13 protein-coding genes are annotated in these 16494 nt (G+C 58.6%); 5 read left to right on the top strand and 8 right to left on the bottom strand.

Going from position 1 to position 16494, the window contains the following annotated elements; genetic code table 11:
• Nucleotides 1–7: 7 nt before the first annotated feature.
• On the bottom strand, nt 8–631 hold the full coding sequence (locus ACTRXA_RS08995) for a hypothetical protein (protein ID WP_442426867.1): 624 nt from the start codon (nt 629–631) through the stop codon (nt 8–10).
• 69 nt (nt 632–700) lie between these two features.
• Here ACTRXA_RS08995 and ACTRXA_RS08990 point away from each other — a divergent pair, with 69 nt between their 5' ends.
• The gene (locus ACTRXA_RS08990) at nt 701–1204 is read left to right on the top strand and encodes a DUF1499 domain-containing protein (protein WP_442426866.1); all 504 of its coding nucleotides are present in this window, start codon (nt 701–703) and stop codon (nt 1202–1204) included.
• Here ACTRXA_RS08990 and ACTRXA_RS08985 read toward each other — a convergent pair.
• The 6 genes from ACTRXA_RS08985 to ACTRXA_RS08960 all read right to left on the bottom strand — a co-directional run bounded on the left by ACTRXA_RS08985 (nt 1201) and on the right by ACTRXA_RS08960 (nt 9681).
• Entirely contained in the window at nt 1201–2886 is a 1686-nt protein-coding gene (locus ACTRXA_RS08985; protein ID WP_442426865.1) for an ArnT family glycosyltransferase, read from the bottom strand. The genes ACTRXA_RS08990 and ACTRXA_RS08985 overlap by 4 nt on opposite strands.
• Nucleotides 2849–5296, bottom strand: a complete 2448-nt coding sequence (locus tag ACTRXA_RS08980; protein ID WP_442426864.1) for a YfhO family protein — start codon at nt 5294–5296, stop codon at nt 2849–2851. The genes ACTRXA_RS08985 and ACTRXA_RS08980 overlap by 38 nt, the downstream gene beginning before the upstream one ends.
• A 10-nt stretch (nt 5297–5306) precedes the next feature.
• A complete protein-coding gene (locus tag ACTRXA_RS08975; RefSeq protein ID WP_442426863.1) occupies nt 5307–5678 on the bottom strand; it encodes a prepilin-type N-terminal cleavage/methylation domain-containing protein in 372 nt (123 codons plus the stop codon).
• Between the two features lie 477 nt (nt 5679–6155).
• Nucleotides 6156–6728 (bottom strand): type II secretion system protein, encoded by a 573-nt coding sequence (locus tag ACTRXA_RS08970; protein ID WP_442426862.1) that lies wholly within the window; start codon nt 6726–6728, stop codon nt 6156–6158.
• Between the two features lie 5 nt (nt 6729–6733).
• Nucleotides 6734–7957: a type II secretion system F family protein gene (locus ACTRXA_RS08965; protein WP_442426861.1), complete on the bottom strand. Its 1224-nt coding sequence runs from the start codon at nt 7955–7957 to the stop codon at nt 6734–6736.
• An 11-nt stretch (nt 7958–7968) separates the two neighbouring features.
• Nucleotides 7969–9681 carry a GspE/PulE family protein gene (locus ACTRXA_RS08960; protein WP_442426860.1) on the bottom strand — a complete coding sequence of 571 codons (1713 nt, stop codon included), beginning with the start codon at nt 9679–9681 and terminating at the stop codon, nt 7969–7971.
• A gap of 323 nt (nt 9682–10004) precedes the next feature.
• On the opposite strand from ACTRXA_RS08960, the gene ACTRXA_RS08955 reads away from it, so the two are divergent.
• Nucleotides 10005–10562, top strand: coding sequence for a zf-TFIIB domain-containing protein (locus ACTRXA_RS08955; protein WP_442426859.1), 558 nt, complete (start codon nt 10005–10007; stop codon nt 10560–10562).
• Here the strand turns inward: ACTRXA_RS08955 and ACTRXA_RS08950 are convergent.
• Complete coding sequence (locus ACTRXA_RS08950) at nt 10545–11927, bottom strand: MFS transporter (RefSeq protein WP_442426858.1); 1383 nt, start codon at nt 11925–11927, stop codon at nt 10545–10547. The two genes, ACTRXA_RS08955 and ACTRXA_RS08950, sit on opposite strands and share 18 nt — an antisense overlap.
• Nucleotides 11928–12311: 384 nt before the next feature.
• Here ACTRXA_RS08950 and ACTRXA_RS08945 point away from each other — a divergent pair, with 384 nt between their 5' ends.
• The 3 genes from ACTRXA_RS08945 to ACTRXA_RS08935 are packed head-to-tail and all read left to right on the top strand — an operon-like array spanning nt 12312 to nt 16114.
• A complete protein-coding gene (locus tag ACTRXA_RS08945; RefSeq protein WP_442426857.1) occupies nt 12312–14105 on the top strand; it encodes a flagellar hook-length control protein FliK in 1794 nt (597 codons plus the stop codon).
• 20 nt (nt 14106–14125) lie between these two features.
• Complete coding sequence (locus tag ACTRXA_RS08940) at nt 14126–14782, top strand: flagellar hook assembly protein FlgD (RefSeq protein WP_442426856.1); 657 nt, start codon at nt 14126–14128, stop codon at nt 14780–14782.
• Between the two features lie 24 nt (nt 14783–14806).
• Nucleotides 14807–16114, top strand: a complete 1308-nt coding sequence (locus tag ACTRXA_RS08935; RefSeq protein ID WP_442426855.1) for a flagellar hook protein FlgE — start codon at nt 14807–14809, stop codon at nt 16112–16114.
• Nucleotides 16115–16494 lie beyond the last annotated feature (380 nt).

Genomic DNA, 16494 nt, shown 5'->3' with positions numbered 1-16494 from the left:
TTGTCTTTTAAACGGTGGCGCGGGTCGCGGGCTTCTTTTTTGGAATGCGTACGGGTATGGGGCTTGCGGAGCCTTCACCGCCTGCGAGGTATTTGGTGGGTATGCAGGATTTGAGGGTGGGCAGGGTGTTGCCCTTGATGTCGTGTCCCCGTACCCGTGCAAAGGCGGCCATCAACTGGGCCATGTAATGGGCTTCCACAATGTCTTCCAGATCGAAGCAGTTGACGCTGGTGGGCTTGGCGGGTTTATCCGGGTTTTTGATCACCAGGTGCGGCCGGAAAAATCGGCGGCTACCGGATTCCATTTCCAGTGACACCGCGACCCGCTGAATCTGCTGGGCGTGATACGCTTGCTGTTTCCAGAAAAAAAACGAGTCCGTCATCAGCAGGGAGCGGCTTTCCGTATTCAGTAATATACGGGGCCGCCGGCAGACCCATTTTGCCAGGAGCCACGCCGCCAAGGCGGTGAGGCCGGTGTACAGGAAGAATTCAATGAAATCGACTGTCACCAGAAACAGGGTTACCAGGATCAGGGCCAGACAGCGAAGGTAGCGGACACCGTTTTTCTGGCTTCGGGTGAGCCTTTTGGTCAACACCACGTCCGTATTCTGGTAGGCTGTTTCAAGAGACATAGGAGTTCCGGGAGATCAGAGTGACACTAATTACTTTAAGGGAACCTGCCAGGGTTGTCAAACACGCTTATGACCACATCGGAAAACCCAACTCCAAATAAATCAAATAATAAGAACCGGCTTGCGGTGGCCGGCAGGTGGTTTCCGGTGGCCGGGCTGGCTTTGCTTCTGGCGGCGTGTTCCGGCACCCGGCCGGATCATCTGGGTGTGACCGACGGACGCCTCGCCCCCTGTCCGGATTCCCCCAACTGCGTTTCCAGTTTTGCTTCCGACGCCGAGCACCAGGTGAAACCGCTGACGTTCAAAAGTGAACCGGAAGCGGTGATGAAGGCCATCCGGGAGGAACTGGCCAGTCGCGACCGGGTGGAGATCATCACCCGGAATCCCCATTACCTGTATGCGGAGTTCACCAGCCTGGTCTTCCGTTTTGTGGATGATGTTGAATTCCTGATTTACGCGGAGACCAAGACCCTCCACTTCCGTTCCGCCTCGCGCATCGGACGCAGTGACCTGGGCGTCAACCGGAAGCGCATCGAGTCCATCCGGAAAGCCCTGGCCGCAAAGAACCTTTAGCGTTTTCCCAGAGTCGGCAGTTCCAGCTCCAGTTTTTCTGTGAAGTTCTGAAACAAATCCACGGCGTGTTTTTTGTCCGGTTTGGGATGGCTCCACTCTTTGTGGAAACCCGGGTTCACCTGCAGAAACGTTTCCTGCGGGTAGGTGGTGTTGGGGTACACGAAGAAGGCGAAATCCAGGAGATGCGCGTGCCGCCGGACGCGCGGAAACAACTGGTAGATCGACGGCCGCAGGGTGAAGTGGTTGCTGTCGGGAAGGAGCGGTTTTTCCGGCCACCAGAACGCGGGCACGAACACGATGTTGGGGTCGCCGAACAGGTAAACGGTGATGCCCTCCGCCGGGTTGCCGGGCAGGCGCGGGATCATGAGGTACAGTTCGTAGCCGCGCTGCTGCTGGTTCTTCACCGCCTGCTGGCGCAGATAATCCGCCGCCTCCTTGACACCATAACCGGAGTTCATGCCTTCGACGTAGAGAAGCCGGTCGAGCTCGTGCAGGGATGCGGTTCGCGGATCGTTGAGCAGGCGGGCGTCCCACACCGCCGCGGTGAGACCCGTCACGAAAAGCAACAAAACCAGGGCGCCCGATTGCATGCGCGGCGGGACCGCCGATGAGGAAGCCCTGCGTTTGGCCAGGCGTCCGGCCAGCCATCCCGCCACGCGGTCCACGGTCAGACCGGCAATCAGCGCCGCCGCCGGAACCATCGGTAAAAAATATCGCGAAAAGAATCCGTTGGCCACCAGCACGATCGCCAGCCCCGGAAGAACCAGCCAGCTCCATAGTGCCATTTCCGCCCGGTCTTTTTTCTGGATCAGTTTCACCAGTCCCATCAGCAGCAGCAACGCCACGGGCCAGGTCAGGTAGGTGGCGAAAAATTCATGGGTGATCCACAGGTTTCGGATCCAGATCATGAACGGGAAACGGACCAGCTCTTCCAGCGGAATGAAGTAAGCCAGGTGATGCAGGAACGGCAGGCGACCCGGCACGCGCACCGGCGGCGCCAGGTAATAGATGACCGCGTTCATCAACAGTGGAATCGATACCGCGACGCCCAGCTGCATCCAGAATCCGGTCCGCTTGTGCGCGCCCCACATGAAAAACATGAGGACGGGAATGAGGATCCAGAGGAGAGCGCTGGCCTTGGTCCACAGCATCAATGCCCACAGCACGCCCAGCACGCGGAAGGCTTTTTTGGGGTCCCGGGTTTCGTGGACGATGTGGAAGGCCCAGCGTAACGACCACACCCCCAGCGCGGTGAGGAGCCCGTCCACCAGTGCCAGCCGGTCGAAGAACAATGTGTAGGGGAGCAGTACATAAAGAAGGGCCGAGGCCACCCCCGCGCGGAGGGAAAACAGGTCGCGCCCGATAAAAAATACACCCAGCATGGCGGCCCATCCGGCCAGCACCGACACCACCCGTCCCGCCACCAGCGGATCGTCGAACAATGCGAGCGTCATCGCGTTCAGCCACATGAACAAGGGTGGCTTGCCGTCGGTCATCGAAATCAGGATCTGCGTCGGATCGCTCAGGATGATCTGCGCCCAGTGGATGTAGATGGCTTCGTCGGAAAAGATGGGCAGGCGCGTGAGTGCAAACAGGCGGGTCCACGCATACAGCAGGGTGAGGAGGGCCAGCGCGAGCGCTTGTTTACGACGGTGTGACGGGGATGGCGTTTGTGTTTGCATGGCGACGTTTAGGTTTTAACAGAAAAGCGCCACACAAAACAATGGTAACCAGCGTGATTCCCGCACCGAGGCGGAAACTCCACGGCCGGTACTCGAACCGGATCTGGTGCGTTCCGGCGGGAACCACCACCGCACGGAATACCAGGTTGGCGCGGTAAAGCGGTACATCCTCGCCGTCGATCGACGCCTTCCAGCCGGGATAATGTGCGTCCGACAGCACGAGCACCTGCGGCTCGGGCGTGGTGGCAGTGAGCGTCACCGAACCGTAATCGAGAACGAGGTCGGCGACGGATCCCACCGGCCGGGGTGAAGGGGTTTCCGGATTGTCGTCGCCGGTGCATTCAAACCCCTCCGGCGGCTTTTCCAGGATGACCTGCCGGGAGAAGTCGTTGCGCCCGTCCAGAAGCTTGGCGATGATGTGTTTTTCGTCTGCAACCACCCTGCACTCTCCCACCAGGAACCCACGCGGCAGGAAACCGGTATTTTTGTAAACCTTCAACTCCGGGTAGGCGGGATCGTGAAATTCCACCGGCTCAAGTTTTGGCGATGCCAGCGGGTCCCGGCTCACGATGTACTGCACGTTGGCGAGGCGAAGCAGGTTGAGACGGTTTTCGAACGGCGGCACCCGGAGGATTTTGCGAAACTTGAGATAAAGGTTCTGCCGCATCACCGCCCAGCCGTCCGCCTGGTAAATTCCGGGCACGGTGCGGATGGGAAGCGGTACCTTGGGACCCTGGATGAGGTTGCCGCGCAGGTTCACCCTGGCGATGCCTCCATCCTTGGCCCGCTCGGCGTTGTCGGCAATGTAAATACGTTCCTCGCCGGCATGGGTCTGCATGAAACGGGTCAGGGGATCGGTCGCTTCAAAGTCTTCTATCGGCACTTTGTGATGAAAGCCGTAGCCGCTGAAAACCAGGTCCAGTGCCAGCACGAACAACGCGGCCCCCAGCCACCGCCGGGGTTTTCTCTCCGTGCGCAGAAAGAAAAACAGCATCAGGCAGAACAACGACAGGAACGCCAGCAGGCGTTTGGAATTGAACAGGTTGATCCTCACATCATTGTAAGTGGGCGGCACCAGTCCCGCTTCCTGCATCGCCCCCTGGATGGCCGGTTCGAACGCATTGATCAGGCCGAACAGGACCATGCCCGCTGTGGCCAGGCCGATCCACACCGGCCCGCGTTTGATTCTGGCCGTGGGGGTGGACCCGGCATCGCGGACAATTCCATCCCACCCCCACCCTGCAAGAAGGGCGAGCATCACCACCGCGGGCAGGATGAATTTGACCGGGTAACGGAAGGTGTCGAAAAACGGGACGGCGGCGTGAAAGAGCGGATACAGTCCGCCCGCCGGTCCCATCGCCACCAGCGCCGAAAGCACGGCAACCCCCGCGCAGACCCGGGCGCGCAGACCGCCGCGCAATAACGCCAGCCCGGCCAGCAGGAACGGAATCGCTCCCACATACAGGGAGCGCAGCCACACCTGGTTGGTGCCGGAAGCATCCGGCTGGCTCAGGTAACCGTAAGGGTCGAGGAAGAAAAACTGGAGCAGGTCCTGCGGCATCATCGACCAGCGTGCCGCTTCGCCGATAGGGAGTCCCCCGGCCCGTTCGGTCAGCTTCGATAATTCATAAGTCGGGAAAAACTGCACCGCAATGAGTCCGATAAAGACGGCAAAGAAAGTGCCCAGGTATGCCAGCCGCCAGCGCCAGGCGGGAAGGGATTCCTGCGGGAACAGGCTTTGCGGCCACAGGGCGAACAGGGTGAGCAGGCCGAACATCTGGTAACACGTCTCCACGCCGCCCGCGAGGAACATGCACGCTCCAACCACAGACGCGGCCAGTCCCCAGCACAGATCCCGCTTTCGCAGTCCGGCGAAGAAACACAGCAGGAGAAGAGGAATCCAGGCAACGGGCATGAAAGTGGACAGGTAAATGCGCACGGTCACCAGGTACCCGCCGAACATGAAGATGAGAGCCGACACCAGCGCCGCGCCTCGACCGCAGTGCGACGCGCGCATAAGGAGATACATGAACCAGCCCGCCAGTGCATAATGCAGGACCACCGTGAAGTTCACCGCCAGCACAAAGGGAAACGCGATGAACAGGAGACTCAGCGGGTAAAGGATGGCCGGTTGAAGCGTGGCGAACAGCGGGTTGCCGCTCAGGATGTACGGGTTCCACAACGGGAAGGTGAAATCCCCCACCTGTTCCAGCCACAGCATGCGGTAGGGAATGAAGAAGGAAATGAGGTCGCCGCCGCCGAAGATGAAATCGCCGCCGACCATGTCGTGAAAATACAACACGGCCAGGGCCAGGAAAGCCAGGCCGGAAAGGGCGATTTCCTTCGCCGTTAAAAAAATAGAAAGAGGACTCTGCCCGGGGGCAGGGTCCTCTTCCGAGAGGGGCGTCATGCTACTACGATCAGTTCACGGTACCCGGGTTGAAACCAGACTGGTCGGCATACGTGAACGTGTTGGTCGTCGAGTCATCCCAGGTGATGGTGATGGAGGTCGCCGCGGAGGCGGTACCGGTCGTACCCGCCAGGTCCGTTTGCGCCAGTACCGAGGTGGCGTCGTAAGTGGACGTGGTGTCCAGCAGGTACTGGGCATGCAGCAACGTGATGGATCCACGCAGTGCCGCAAGCGCGCCCTTCTGGCGTGCCGTCGAAGCGGCGGATTGCAGGTCCAGGAATTTGGGAATGGCCACAGCGGCCAGAATGCCCAGAACCACGATCACCAAAATCAGTTCAACCAAAGTGAAACCTTTTTCATTCTTTTTTCTGGATTTCAACATGATTCCCTCTCCTCCCTTAATGTTTAACGGAATCTTCTTTAGATAATGTAGAATTTCTTACCCAATCAACTATTCAAAATGGAATGATCGGCTGTTTGTATACCCTGAATAGAGCAATTGTCGTGCCAAGCAACCGTTTCATTCCCCTGCCAAATCCGAGAGATCAAATTAAAGGATTATTTTCCAATAAGTTAAATTAATATTGACTCGAAAAAAGATTTTTTCATCCCAGTCCCCCTAGTGGATGGGTTCTCACCCAGCCCCCAGGGCGGGCTCCTGTTTCCCGGGTTTAAACCATAATAATACTAATAATAACAAAAGGTTAACCGGCTTTTTCGGTTTTCTGCCCCCATTCCGGGTTGCTGATTTGGATGTACGAAAATTGTCCCAATCTGACATTATTTGTCAGTAACCGTCTATTTTTCAACACTTTTTCGGGTACCGGATATAGCCGGCCGGAACCCGGCCGTGTGCCGGTCAATCCCAATCCGAGTCCGAAATCCGTTCCACCGCCTGCTCCAGTTCGCTGTCCGGTACTTGAAATTTCCGGCTGATCGCCCCCCGGGACCGGTCGTAGGCCCAGCGGACCACCTTTCCGTTGTTGCGCTGGTGGTAGATGAATCCATCGACGTCGAACGAGGTGAGCGTGGTGCCCGCCTCTTCGGGAGAGAGAATCTCGCTTCCTGTGGCCCGAACGTACACCCACAAATTGTCGTCCCTGTCCAGCCCGGTGGGTTTTTCCTTGCGGCGCGGGTCGTATCCTTCCGGGATTTTATTGAGGTCGGAAAACGGGTTTTCCGGGAAGGAAGCTTTTTTTCCCTGGAGCATTTGTTCTCCCATGACCGTCAGCAGATTCGAGCGCAGGATTTCGATGGTGGTGGCTTCGGCGGTGACTTCCGCCTGACGCGCCATATCGAACATGCGTTGAATGGCCACGGAGGCCAGCAGGCCGATCATGACAATGACCATGACCATTTCAATGAACGTGAAACCCAGCTCCGATTTCCAACCGGATTGGCGGCGGACCGAATCGTGATCGGGTTTGAACATGGCAGTCACCTCAGCGCCATTTTCGACATATCCCACATCGGCAGAAAAATGGACAATGCAAGAAACAGGACCATGACGCCCATCACCACAATGAGGATGGGTTCCAGCCAGGTGGACAGGGCCTTGATACTGCGCTCCCCTTCCTGGTCATAATAATCGGCCACCTTGAGAAGCATTTCATCCAGGGCGCCGGAAGTTTCCCCTGCCGCCACCATCTGCACCACCAGGATCGGCACCCATCCGCTTTCCCGCAAAGGCTGGGCCAGCCCCTTGCCCTCTTCGACGCTATCGATCAATTTCATCAGGGCGCCAGTCAAAACGGTGTTATCCACGACTCGTGCCGACACGTGAAGGGATTCCAGAATGGGCACGCCGCTGCGCTGGAGATTGCCAAAGACGCGCGCGAACTTGGCCATCGATGACCGCAGGTGAATGGGCCCCAGAAGTGGAATCTGGAGTTTGATGTAGTCCCACTGGTGTCGGCCGAACTGGGTTGCCGTGTAACGACGAAACAGGTAGATGCCGCCCGCCACGACCACCACAAACGAAATCCAGTGTTTCACGAACATGCCGTGGATCAGCACCAGAATCTGGGTTGGCATGGGCAGTTCCACCTTGATGGTCTGGAACAGGTTGATGAACACCGGGACCACCTTCCACATGAGAAAAGCGATGGCGATCACCATCACGCCGAGCACGATTTTCGGGTAACGAAAAGCCGCGCGTACCTTGGCGTCGGTCTCCTGTTGTTTCTCCAGCAGGTCCGCCAGCCGGGCCAGAACGTCTTCCATGATGCCGCCGGTTTCCCCGGCTTCGATCATGTTGATGTAAATATCGGGAAACACGTCCGGGTGACGGGCCATGGCGTCGGAAAGCGCCAGGCCGTCGGCAATGTCATCCTGTAGTTTACGAACGACCGCCTTGAAGCGCTGGTTTTCCACCTGGTCTTCCAAAGCCTGCAGGATGGAAAGAATGGGAATGCCGGCGTTGAACAGGGTGGACATCTGCCGGGTGAACAGAACGATCTCCTGGGTTTTGATCCTCTGGAAACGGGTAAACAGGTCCGTTTCCATTATGGAAGGCCGTTCCCGCCTGACCGTCTCGATGGCCACGGGGTAGTGGCCCATGCGGCTCAATTCCAGGCCCACGTCCTGCTGCGTGGCGGCTGTCATCGTTCCCGATATCAGGGTCCCCATCCGGTTGCGTGCCTTGTATTGAAATTGCGGCATGACGGCTCCTGTTAAAACGTCGAGTCTTCGGTGAATGTCATCCGGTTCAACTCTTCCACCGTGGTCATTCCATTCAGCACCTTGGAAAGTCCGTCCAGCCGCAGGGTACGAAGTCCCTGCGAGGACATGGCGCGGTCCCGGATGTCCATGGGTGCGCTGCGGTCCAGAATCATTTTGCGGATGATGTCATCCACCAAAAGCACCTCGTAAATTCCGACGCGGCCTCTGTAACCGCTTTTTTTGCAATTCTTGCACCCTTCGCCCTTGTAGAGGGTCAGCCCGTCCACTTCGAAACCCTGTATGTTGAAGATTTCGATTTCTTCCGGGGTGGGAGCGCGTTCCGTTTTGCATTCCTGGCAAATGCGTCGAACCAGGCGCTGGGCCAGGATGCCGACGATGGAAGACACCATCAGAAACGGTTCGATGCCGAACTCCGCCAGCCGCGAGATCGTGCTCGCGGTGTCGTTGGTGTGCAGGGTGCTCAACACCAGCTGACCCGTCAGCGCCGCCTGGATGGCGATCTGTGCGGTCTCCGCATCGCGGATCTCACCCACCATCACGATGTCCGGGTCCTGCCGCATCAGGGAGCGCAGACCCGTGGCGAACGTGATGTTGGCCTTCGGGTTGACCTGCGTCTGGCGGATGCCATCCAGCCGGTATTCCACCGGGTCTTCAATGGTCTTGATGTTCTTGTCCGGCGTGTTGAGCTGGCTGAGCGATGCGTAGAGCGTTGTGGTTTTTCCGCTTCCTGTCGGTCCGGTCACCAGAATGACGCCGTAGGGGTTTCTCAGCAACTTCTGGAACTTTTCCAGGCTGCCGCCGATCAGGCCCAGGTCGTCCAGCGAGAGCGACAGCTTGGACCGGTCCAGGAGGCGGATGACGAGATTCTCGCCGTAAATGGTGGGGCAGGAAGAAACACGGAACTCGATGTCCCTGCCCTGAAGCTTGCGGGAAAATCCGCCGTCCTGCGGCGCCCGGGTTTCGGCGATGTCCAGGCTCCCCATGACCTTCAAACGGGAAATCAAGGCGGACTCGATGGATTTGGGTATGCGTTTGGCCTCGAACAGAACGCCGTCAATACGGTTGCGGATGAGAAGGAATTTTTCGTACGGCTCGATGTGGATGTCGCTCGCACCGTCTTCCAGGGCCTGGCGCAAAATCAGGTCCACCAGCTTTTTGACCGGCGCGTCGTTGCTGTCCGCGACCTCGGTCTTGACGGGTTCGTCCACCTTCTTCCTGGCTTTTTCGCCCACGCCCAGGTGGTTGACCACATCCTGGATGTGAGACGCCACACCGTAATACTCTTCAATCGCGCGGTGGACCTCGGATTCGGTTGACAGCCAGGTCACCACATCCATCCCGGTTTTCACCGCGATTTCATCGATGGCAAACAGGTCGAATGGATTGGTGATGGCCAGGTTCAGTTTTTTGCCCTCCACTTTGAATGGGATGAGCATGTACTTGCGGGCAAATTTTTCTTCGACCAGGTCGGTGGCCTCGTTCGGAATCTTGATGTTTTCCAGGTCGGCCTGCGGAATGTCCATTTGCTCCGACAAGCTGGATACGAGGTCCTTGTCCGTGATGTATTTCATCTGCACAAGGACTTTGCCCAACTGCATGCCGGTTTTTTTCTGGATTTCCAGCGCCTCCAGCAGTTGGGATTCGTTGATGGCGCCCGCCCGAATCAAAATGTCTCCCAACCGGAGCTTTGACTTGATAGCCATAAACCTCGGACCAAAAAAATTGAAATGACAGGGTGAAAACCCTAGTATTCTACCCTTAAAGCTTTGTTTTTTAAAGAATAAAATGCTATTTGGGCTATATCCGATATCCGCAAACCAAACTTTTTGCGGTTGGGTGAAAACCGGGGACACCCTTTCTGCCAAACAATCCCTCCATTTATTGGAACGCCGTTCCATCAAAATTCCAACTGTTTTCTCGTGGTTGGAGGGTCAAGCGGCCATCGGCCCGGTACCGGGTGGGGCGCGTTGATGCTGTTTTCAGGCGGCCCGGTTTCTGGTAGGTTGAGAAAAACAAAGCGACTGCCATGACTGCCGAAAACACAACCCATCTGGAGTGCCCCTCCTGCGGGAACAACCTGACTCCCCGCAGTGTGGCGGGGGTGAGCGTTCATGCCTGTGAAGGGGGGTGCGGCGGTTACTGGATCGGGAAGAACAGCCTGAAGCGGTTGCCCGAGAGGCTCCCGGGGGCCGGTGCGGAACTGCTCACCGTACCGCGTTCGGACGGGGTGCATACGTTCCGCAATGTGGATCACATCTGTCCGCATTGTCAAAACACACTCCTGTACCGCCACTGGTTCAGCCGGAAACTGCAGCTGGAGGTCGACCAGTGCTCGAAGTGCGCCGGGTTCTGGGTGGAGGTGGGTGAGCTCGCACCCATCCTCACCGCCGGCCTGGACCCTGAAGAAAGAAAACAGCGCGCCGAGGCTTATTTTGAGGTGGTCATCCGCGACAAGGTGGGGGGCATGAACCTGGTCAATGACGACATGATGGATGCGGCGCGGCACATCGTGCAGATCTTCCGGTTCCTGTGCCCGAGGGAATATTTTCCGGATGCCGCGCTGTTGTCAAACATCCTTCGTTGAGGACCCGGCGGAAGGCGCGTCGGTATTCCCGTTATCCCCACCCGATTCGAACGCACGCGCTCCGGACGGAGCCCCCACTTCCGTTTCCTCCCCTCCCGGCCCGTTGTCGCTTGAGAATTCCGGATCGATGGCTTCCTGCATGGTTTCCGCCACCGATACGGCGGACAGGGGGGACGGACGCGACGGCACGGGCACGGTCGGCACGTTTTCTTCCACTTCCGGTTCCGGCGCCACCACCTCCAGCCGGAAGGCGTAACTGCCCAGAACCGCGAACACCATGGTCTGCATGGTGAAGAACCCCGCACTGCCCAGTACGTCCAGCATGATGCCGCCTGCAATCGGACCCAGGATGGCCCCCAGCCCGAACACCAGCATCAAACCACTGCTCGCCTGGATCATCTCCTCCGGCGGAACGTGGTCGTTGGTGTACGCGGAAAGGATGGAATACAGGGGCAGGGAAAATCCGCCGAACAACATGGCCAGAAACAGCAGTACGTTCATGCCTTTGTTTTCAAAAACCAGGAGGGCGAGAGAGACGAACGCGGCGGAAAACGCCACCACGGCAATCACTCTCTGCCGGGTCATGCGGTCCGCCAGCCAGCCCAGAGGCCATTGGAACACCATGCCGCCCAGAATGACCACCGCCATGAAAAGCGCGATGTTGGAAACCGAAAGCCCCAGCTTGGATGCGTACACCGCACCCACCCCCCAGAAAGCGCCGGAGGACACACCCACCGCAAGCGATCCCACCAGCCCCAGCCGCGCCAGGCTGAACAGGCTGGCCAGTTTGGGTTTCGGCGGGTTGGTGATCTGGGGCGCCACCGTCGCAGTGGACAGCAGGATCGGCACCGACGCCATGGAGATGACCACCGACACCAGGATGAACAGCATGAAGCCGTGCGGGTCGTCCACGTTCAAAAGCATCTGGCCCAGCCCGCTTCCCAGGAACTGGATCACCATGTACAGCGACAGGATTTTTCCCCGCATCTCGTTGCGGGTGAAGTGGTTCACCCAGCTCTCCACGGTGATGAAGATGCCGACGAAACAGAATCCCGTCACCAGCCGGAACACCAGCCAGGCAACAGGATGGACAAACACCATGTGAAGGAGGATGGTGCCGGACGCGATGGCGGCCATCGCCGCAAACACGCGGATATGCCCGACTTCGTGGGTGATGCGGATGACCCATAGCGACCCCACCAGGTAACCGATGTAATACCCGGACATGATGAAGCCGGTGAGGAAGGGGGAAAATCCTTCAAACGAGGCGCGCAGGCTGAGCAGGGTGCCCTGCAGACCACTCCCCAGCATAATGAGGAAAAGGCCGAACAACAATGTGCGCAGTGAGGTGAGTGTGGGCAGCATGGCTTCGAGTCGTTTTTTTATACCTTTTCGGGTTTTCGTCTGAATGCATTAAATTTCATATGAAAGGAACCCGCTTTTGATTTCAAGAACAATCCCTTCCTCAATCCAAATATTTTTCCGACCTGTTTTTCTACGTCGGACATTCGCTTAATCCACTTGGGCTGGTATTGAAATGTTTCCTCCCGATCCGGGAGCAGGCTGGAAAAATTTTCCCTCCGGGGCAGGATTTGCCCGGCTCCAGGCCGGCTTCGTTTCCGCACCTTCAACCCCGCAAACCCGCTCCTGGCAAGAGGTTCCCGGGTTTTATCCGTTTTGGCACACCCTTTGCTTTTCAAGGGGGAACCAAAAAGCTGTGCCCTGGGCCAGCGTGATGAGGAAACCATTGTGAACACTCAAAACAAAAACATCCTTGCACAACTGATCGGGCCGGGGCCCCAGTCCAGGCAATCCGGGTTCCAGCCCGGGAGCAAGGAAGCGGGCGCGCCGGACTTCGACAAGTTCATGCAGAACGACACGCGCACCGTGCGGCAGGACCATGTTTCCTCTTCAGACGCTCACCACCATGACCGCCGCTTCGACGACACCCGTACCGAATCACACAACCGCACTCGCGAATTCGTTCACGAACCGAAAACAGAAACCCGTTTTGCGAAAACCCATCAACCCCGTACCCACGACTCCAAATACAGAACAACCGCTTCGGACAATACGAAAACGCAGTGGGCAGATGGGAAACAGTCCGGTCCCATCCCGCAGGAAACTTCCCTGCAGGCGTTGCTCGCCTTGTTGCAGAACGCCGGGGGTTTGTCCCCACAGGCGCAGGCGCTTCTGGACTCGGCCGAAAATTCTAACAAGCCGGGCACCGATGCGCTCATGCAACTGCTCAACCAGCTCAAAACCGATCCGGACCTTCAACTGATGAACCTGATCTCCGGTCAAAACGGCGGGGCGTCGAAAGACATGCTCATCGAACAGCTCCGGCAGATGGACCTCGATCCCGGGGTGCTCGACCGTCTCATCGCTGCATTGAACGATGACATGAATCAAAACGGTCAGGGCGGTGCGTTCCTGATGGCGTTGAACGGATTGCTGCAGGCCCTGCAGAACCTCCAGGTTGAAAACCCGGATGATGGCATGGCCGTCCAGTCTGCGCAGAACAACGGGGCCAACGCTACCGTCCTCGAAAAGAAAGTGATCGACGCCTTGATGAAAGCCGGCCTCACCGAAACCGAAGCGCGCAAGATTCTCGAAGATGCGCGCGGCATGAACGGCTCGGACAGCAAGGTGGATGGTCGCATGGTGCTTGCCAAGCTGGCGCAGAGCCTTTCCAAATCCAGGGGAGCCGGCCAGCCGACACCCGACACGCAAACCGAATCCGCCGCGCCTTCCCGCGAACCCAGGCTGAACCTCGACACGCGTTCCACCGACGCGAAGATGAAAACCCCCGCCGAACTGATGGGGGATAAATCCGGTTCGCAGACCGTTTCCAACCTGACGCACGAAGGCAAGGCACAGACGAATCCCGGCATGCAGCCGCTGAACCCGAACGCGACCGCACCGAAACCCGCCGCCGTATCGGCTCAGGCGGCAACGGCAACGGCAGTCAACGGTATGAACACAGGTGGCGAAGCCACGCAGACCGCAAACCAGACCGCTCCGGTTGGCGCCACGTCCACATCACCCGTTTCCGACAAAGCCGGGGAGGGATTCCGGCCGATGATGGCGGAGACCTACAGCGCCCGTGGCGGGGTCGAAAAACCCGTGACCGCACAGATCATCGAAAAGGTGGCGTTCCGCAACCTGGGTCATTCGCGCGAGGTGCACATCAAACTCGACCCGCCGTCTTTGGGCACCGTGCGGCTGAACGTTTCGTCCAGCGGCGAAACGGTGCGCGCCACCCTGGTGGCGGAAAACCACGCGGTCAAGCAGGCCATCGAAGGCAGCCTCACGCAACTGCGCGACAGCATGCACAGTCAGGGCGTGAAGGTGGATTCCTTCACCGTGCTCGTCGGCGGCAACCACCAGGGGCAGTCATCGCACCAGCGCCAGGAACAGGTGCACGCGTTCCGGCCGTTTGACCCGGCACAGGGACCCGATGCGTCCGGACCGGTGGAAGAAGTCGCTTTCACCCGGCCGGTGTTTTTCAACGAATCGCAAACGATCAGTTTATTCGCATAACTCTTTAGGAGGCATTGGCCATGTTGGATGGTGTTTTACCGTACGCGGAATCGAACAAATCCACTGCGCCCACCAGCGCCAAGAACACACTGGGCAAGGATGATTTCATGAAACTCATGATCGCCCAGCTCAGCAACCAGAATCCGCTCGACCCGATGGACGGCCAGGAGTTCAGCGCCCAGCTGGCGCAGTTCAGCGCGCTGGAACAGATGACCAACGTCAACACCAACATCCTGAAACTGATCCAGTCGCAACAGGCCGCCACCAATTCCAGCATGATCAACATGATCGGCAAGCAGGTGGATGTGCAGGGCAACACCGTCGCCCACAAATCCGGCGACACGCACAACCTCAGCTACTCGCTCGCAGAGCAGGCGGACACGGTGACGGTTGAGGTGTTCGACGCGATCGGTTCGCTGGTACGCACCGTCACGGGTTCCGGCGGCAAGGGCGGCAACACCGCTGTCTGGGATGGATTGGACGCTTCGGGCAACCCGGTGGCCGAAGGCAACTACACCTTCCGCGTGAAGGCGACCAGTCCCGCCGGCAATACGGTGGAGGCCACCACCTTCACCAAGGGAACGGTGTCGGAAGTCCTGTTTGAAGACGGCGACACCTACGCCATCGTGAACGGTACCAAGATTTCGGCAGATAAAATTTCCAGGGTTTCGCTCTAATAAAAATCGATAAGGAGAGATGTCATGTCACTCATAGGCTCCCTGTTCTCCGGTGTTTCCGGCTTGCGGTCGAATTCGCAGGCCATGAACGTCATCGGCGACAACATTTCCAACACCAATACGGTTGGATTCAAAAGCAGTAAAAGCGTGTTCGGCGATCTGTTCAGCACCGTCCTGACCTCCGGGTCGGTGACCTCGCAGGTGGGGCAGGGCACGCAGTTCATAGGATCGTTGCAGGATTTTTCCCAGGGCGCGATCGAAAACAGCACCAACTCGCTGGACATGGCCATCGACGGCCAGGGCTTTTTCATCGTCAACAACGGCCAGGGAAATTTTTACACCCGCGCCGGGCAGTTCCGCATCAATGACAACGGTGTGGTGCAGGACATCGGCGGAAACATTCTTCAGGGATTCCGTGTCACCGGCGGTACCGTGAACAACACCCTGGAGAACGTGGACCTCGCCGGAGTGCAGTCCGCCCCCAATGCCAGCACGCAGTTCACGCTGGGAGCGAACCTCGACGCACGCTCCGCGGTAGGCACCACGTTCACCTCACCGATCACGCTGGTCAACTCGGTGGGCAACCAGGTGGTGGCTTCCATCACCTTCACCAAGGCGACCAACACCACGGCCACCTTCCCGGCCACCACGCATACCCAGTGGGACTATGCGGTATCGGTTCCCGCGGGAGAGGGCACGGTGGTTGCGGCCACGGCCAATAACAGCGGTTCGCTGGTGTTCGACAATACCGGGACACTGGACGGCGTTCTGGACAGCGGCGGCACGGTGCTTTTCGGCGGCGACGTTCAGGATCTGACCGTCACCATCGACTTCACCACGGCGTCGCCTCCCGGTGCCGCGCAGAACATCACCTGGGACCTCGCCGACACGACTGGCATTGCCACCAACGGCAAGGTGACCGGGTTCGCCGCCACCTCCAACAACAACTCGGTGGTGCAGGACGGTTTTCCGACCGGCGTGTTGACGGGAATCAGCGTGGCCAACGACGGCACCATCAACGGCCTGTTCAGCAACGGCCAGTCGGAGTCGCTCTTCCAGCTGGGTCTGGCTGATTTCCTGGCCCCGACCGGGCTGACGCGGGTGGGACAGAACCTGTTCGCGGAATCCGGGCTGTCCGGGCAGCCGGTCATCGCGGCGCCTCAGACCGGAGCGTTCGGCTCCGTGCTGGGAAGCACGCTGGAGCTTTCCAACGTCGACCTGGCACAGGAGTTCGTCACCATGATCAAAACCCAGCAGGCGTTCCAGGCGAGCGCCCGCATCATCACCACCACCGACGACCTCCTTACCGAGACCGTGAATCTCACACGGTAATCGTCGAAACCTCCTGCCCGGGTCCCGTTTGCGGGGCCCGGGTTTTTTTATGGCGAATCGCTTCCCATGAATCAACAGGCGGTCATGGGACCTCCGCCATCGTCGGTCGGCAAAGCATTGCCCGTATTGCCCCGGGCCACGCCCGCCGGACTGAGTCCGGTCGCAACTGGATGAATCCAGATTCGCGCCCACGGATCATCGCCGTGGCCGCCGGACAGTAGCCAAATTGCTACGGGCCACGCCCGCCCCACGACGTGGGGAGGAAACGGTTGGTATCTGGACCGGGCCCGCCGACCATCGTCTGGAGACAAAGCATTACCCATAATTGCTGCGGTCCACGCCCGCTTTGGGCTTGACAAAGCGGTCAATAAAAATAGAAT

This window comes from Nitrospina sp. P1_D6, from assembly GCF_052156615.1.
Taxonomy (GTDB): Bacteria; Nitrospinota; Nitrospinia; order Nitrospinales; family Nitrospinaceae; genus Nitrospina.
Note: the sequence above shows the minus strand (reverse complement) of the source record. Positions and strands in the feature narration are given on the sequence as shown.

Bases quoted from the DNA above. Each gene is read 5' to 3' on its own strand.
- ACTRXA_RS08985 (WP_442426865.1), bottom strand. From the start codon at position 2,886: ATGCAAACACAAACGCCATCCCCGTCACACCGTCGTAAACAAGCGCTC.
- ACTRXA_RS08990 (WP_442426866.1), top strand. From the start codon at position 701: ATGACCACATCGGAAAACCCAACTCCAAATAAATCAAATAATAAGAAC.
- ACTRXA_RS08960 (WP_442426860.1), bottom strand. From the start codon at position 9,681: ATGGCTATCAAGTCAAAGCTCCGGTTGGGAGACATTTTGATTCGGGCG.
- ACTRXA_RS08955 (WP_442426859.1), top strand. From the start codon at position 10,005: ATGACTGCCGAAAACACAACCCATCTGGAGTGCCCCTCCTGCGGGAAC.
- ACTRXA_RS08935 (WP_442426855.1), top strand. From the start codon at position 14,807: ATGTCACTCATAGGCTCCCTGTTCTCCGGTGTTTCCGGCTTGCGGTCG.
- ACTRXA_RS08950 (WP_442426858.1), bottom strand. From the start codon at position 11,927: ATGCTGCCCACACTCACCTCACTGCGCACATTGTTGTTCGGCCTTTTC.
- ACTRXA_RS08995 (WP_442426867.1), bottom strand. From the start codon at position 631: ATGTCTCTTGAAACAGCCTACCAGAATACGGACGTGGTGTTGACCAAA.
- ACTRXA_RS08970 (WP_442426862.1), bottom strand. From the start codon at position 6,728: ATGTTCAAACCCGATCACGATTCGGTCCGCCGCCAATCCGGTTGGAAA.
- ACTRXA_RS08965 (WP_442426861.1), bottom strand. From the start codon at position 7,957: ATGCCGCAATTTCAATACAAGGCACGCAACCGGATGGGGACCCTGATA.
- ACTRXA_RS08980 (WP_442426864.1), bottom strand. From the start codon at position 5,296: ATGACGCCCCTCTCGGAAGAGGACCCTGCCCCCGGGCAGAGTCCTCTT.
- ACTRXA_RS08975 (WP_442426863.1), bottom strand. From the start codon at position 5,678: ATGTTGAAATCCAGAAAAAAGAATGAAAAAGGTTTCACTTTGGTTGAA.
- ACTRXA_RS08940 (WP_442426856.1), top strand. From the start codon at position 14,126: ATGTTGGATGGTGTTTTACCGTACGCGGAATCGAACAAATCCACTGCG.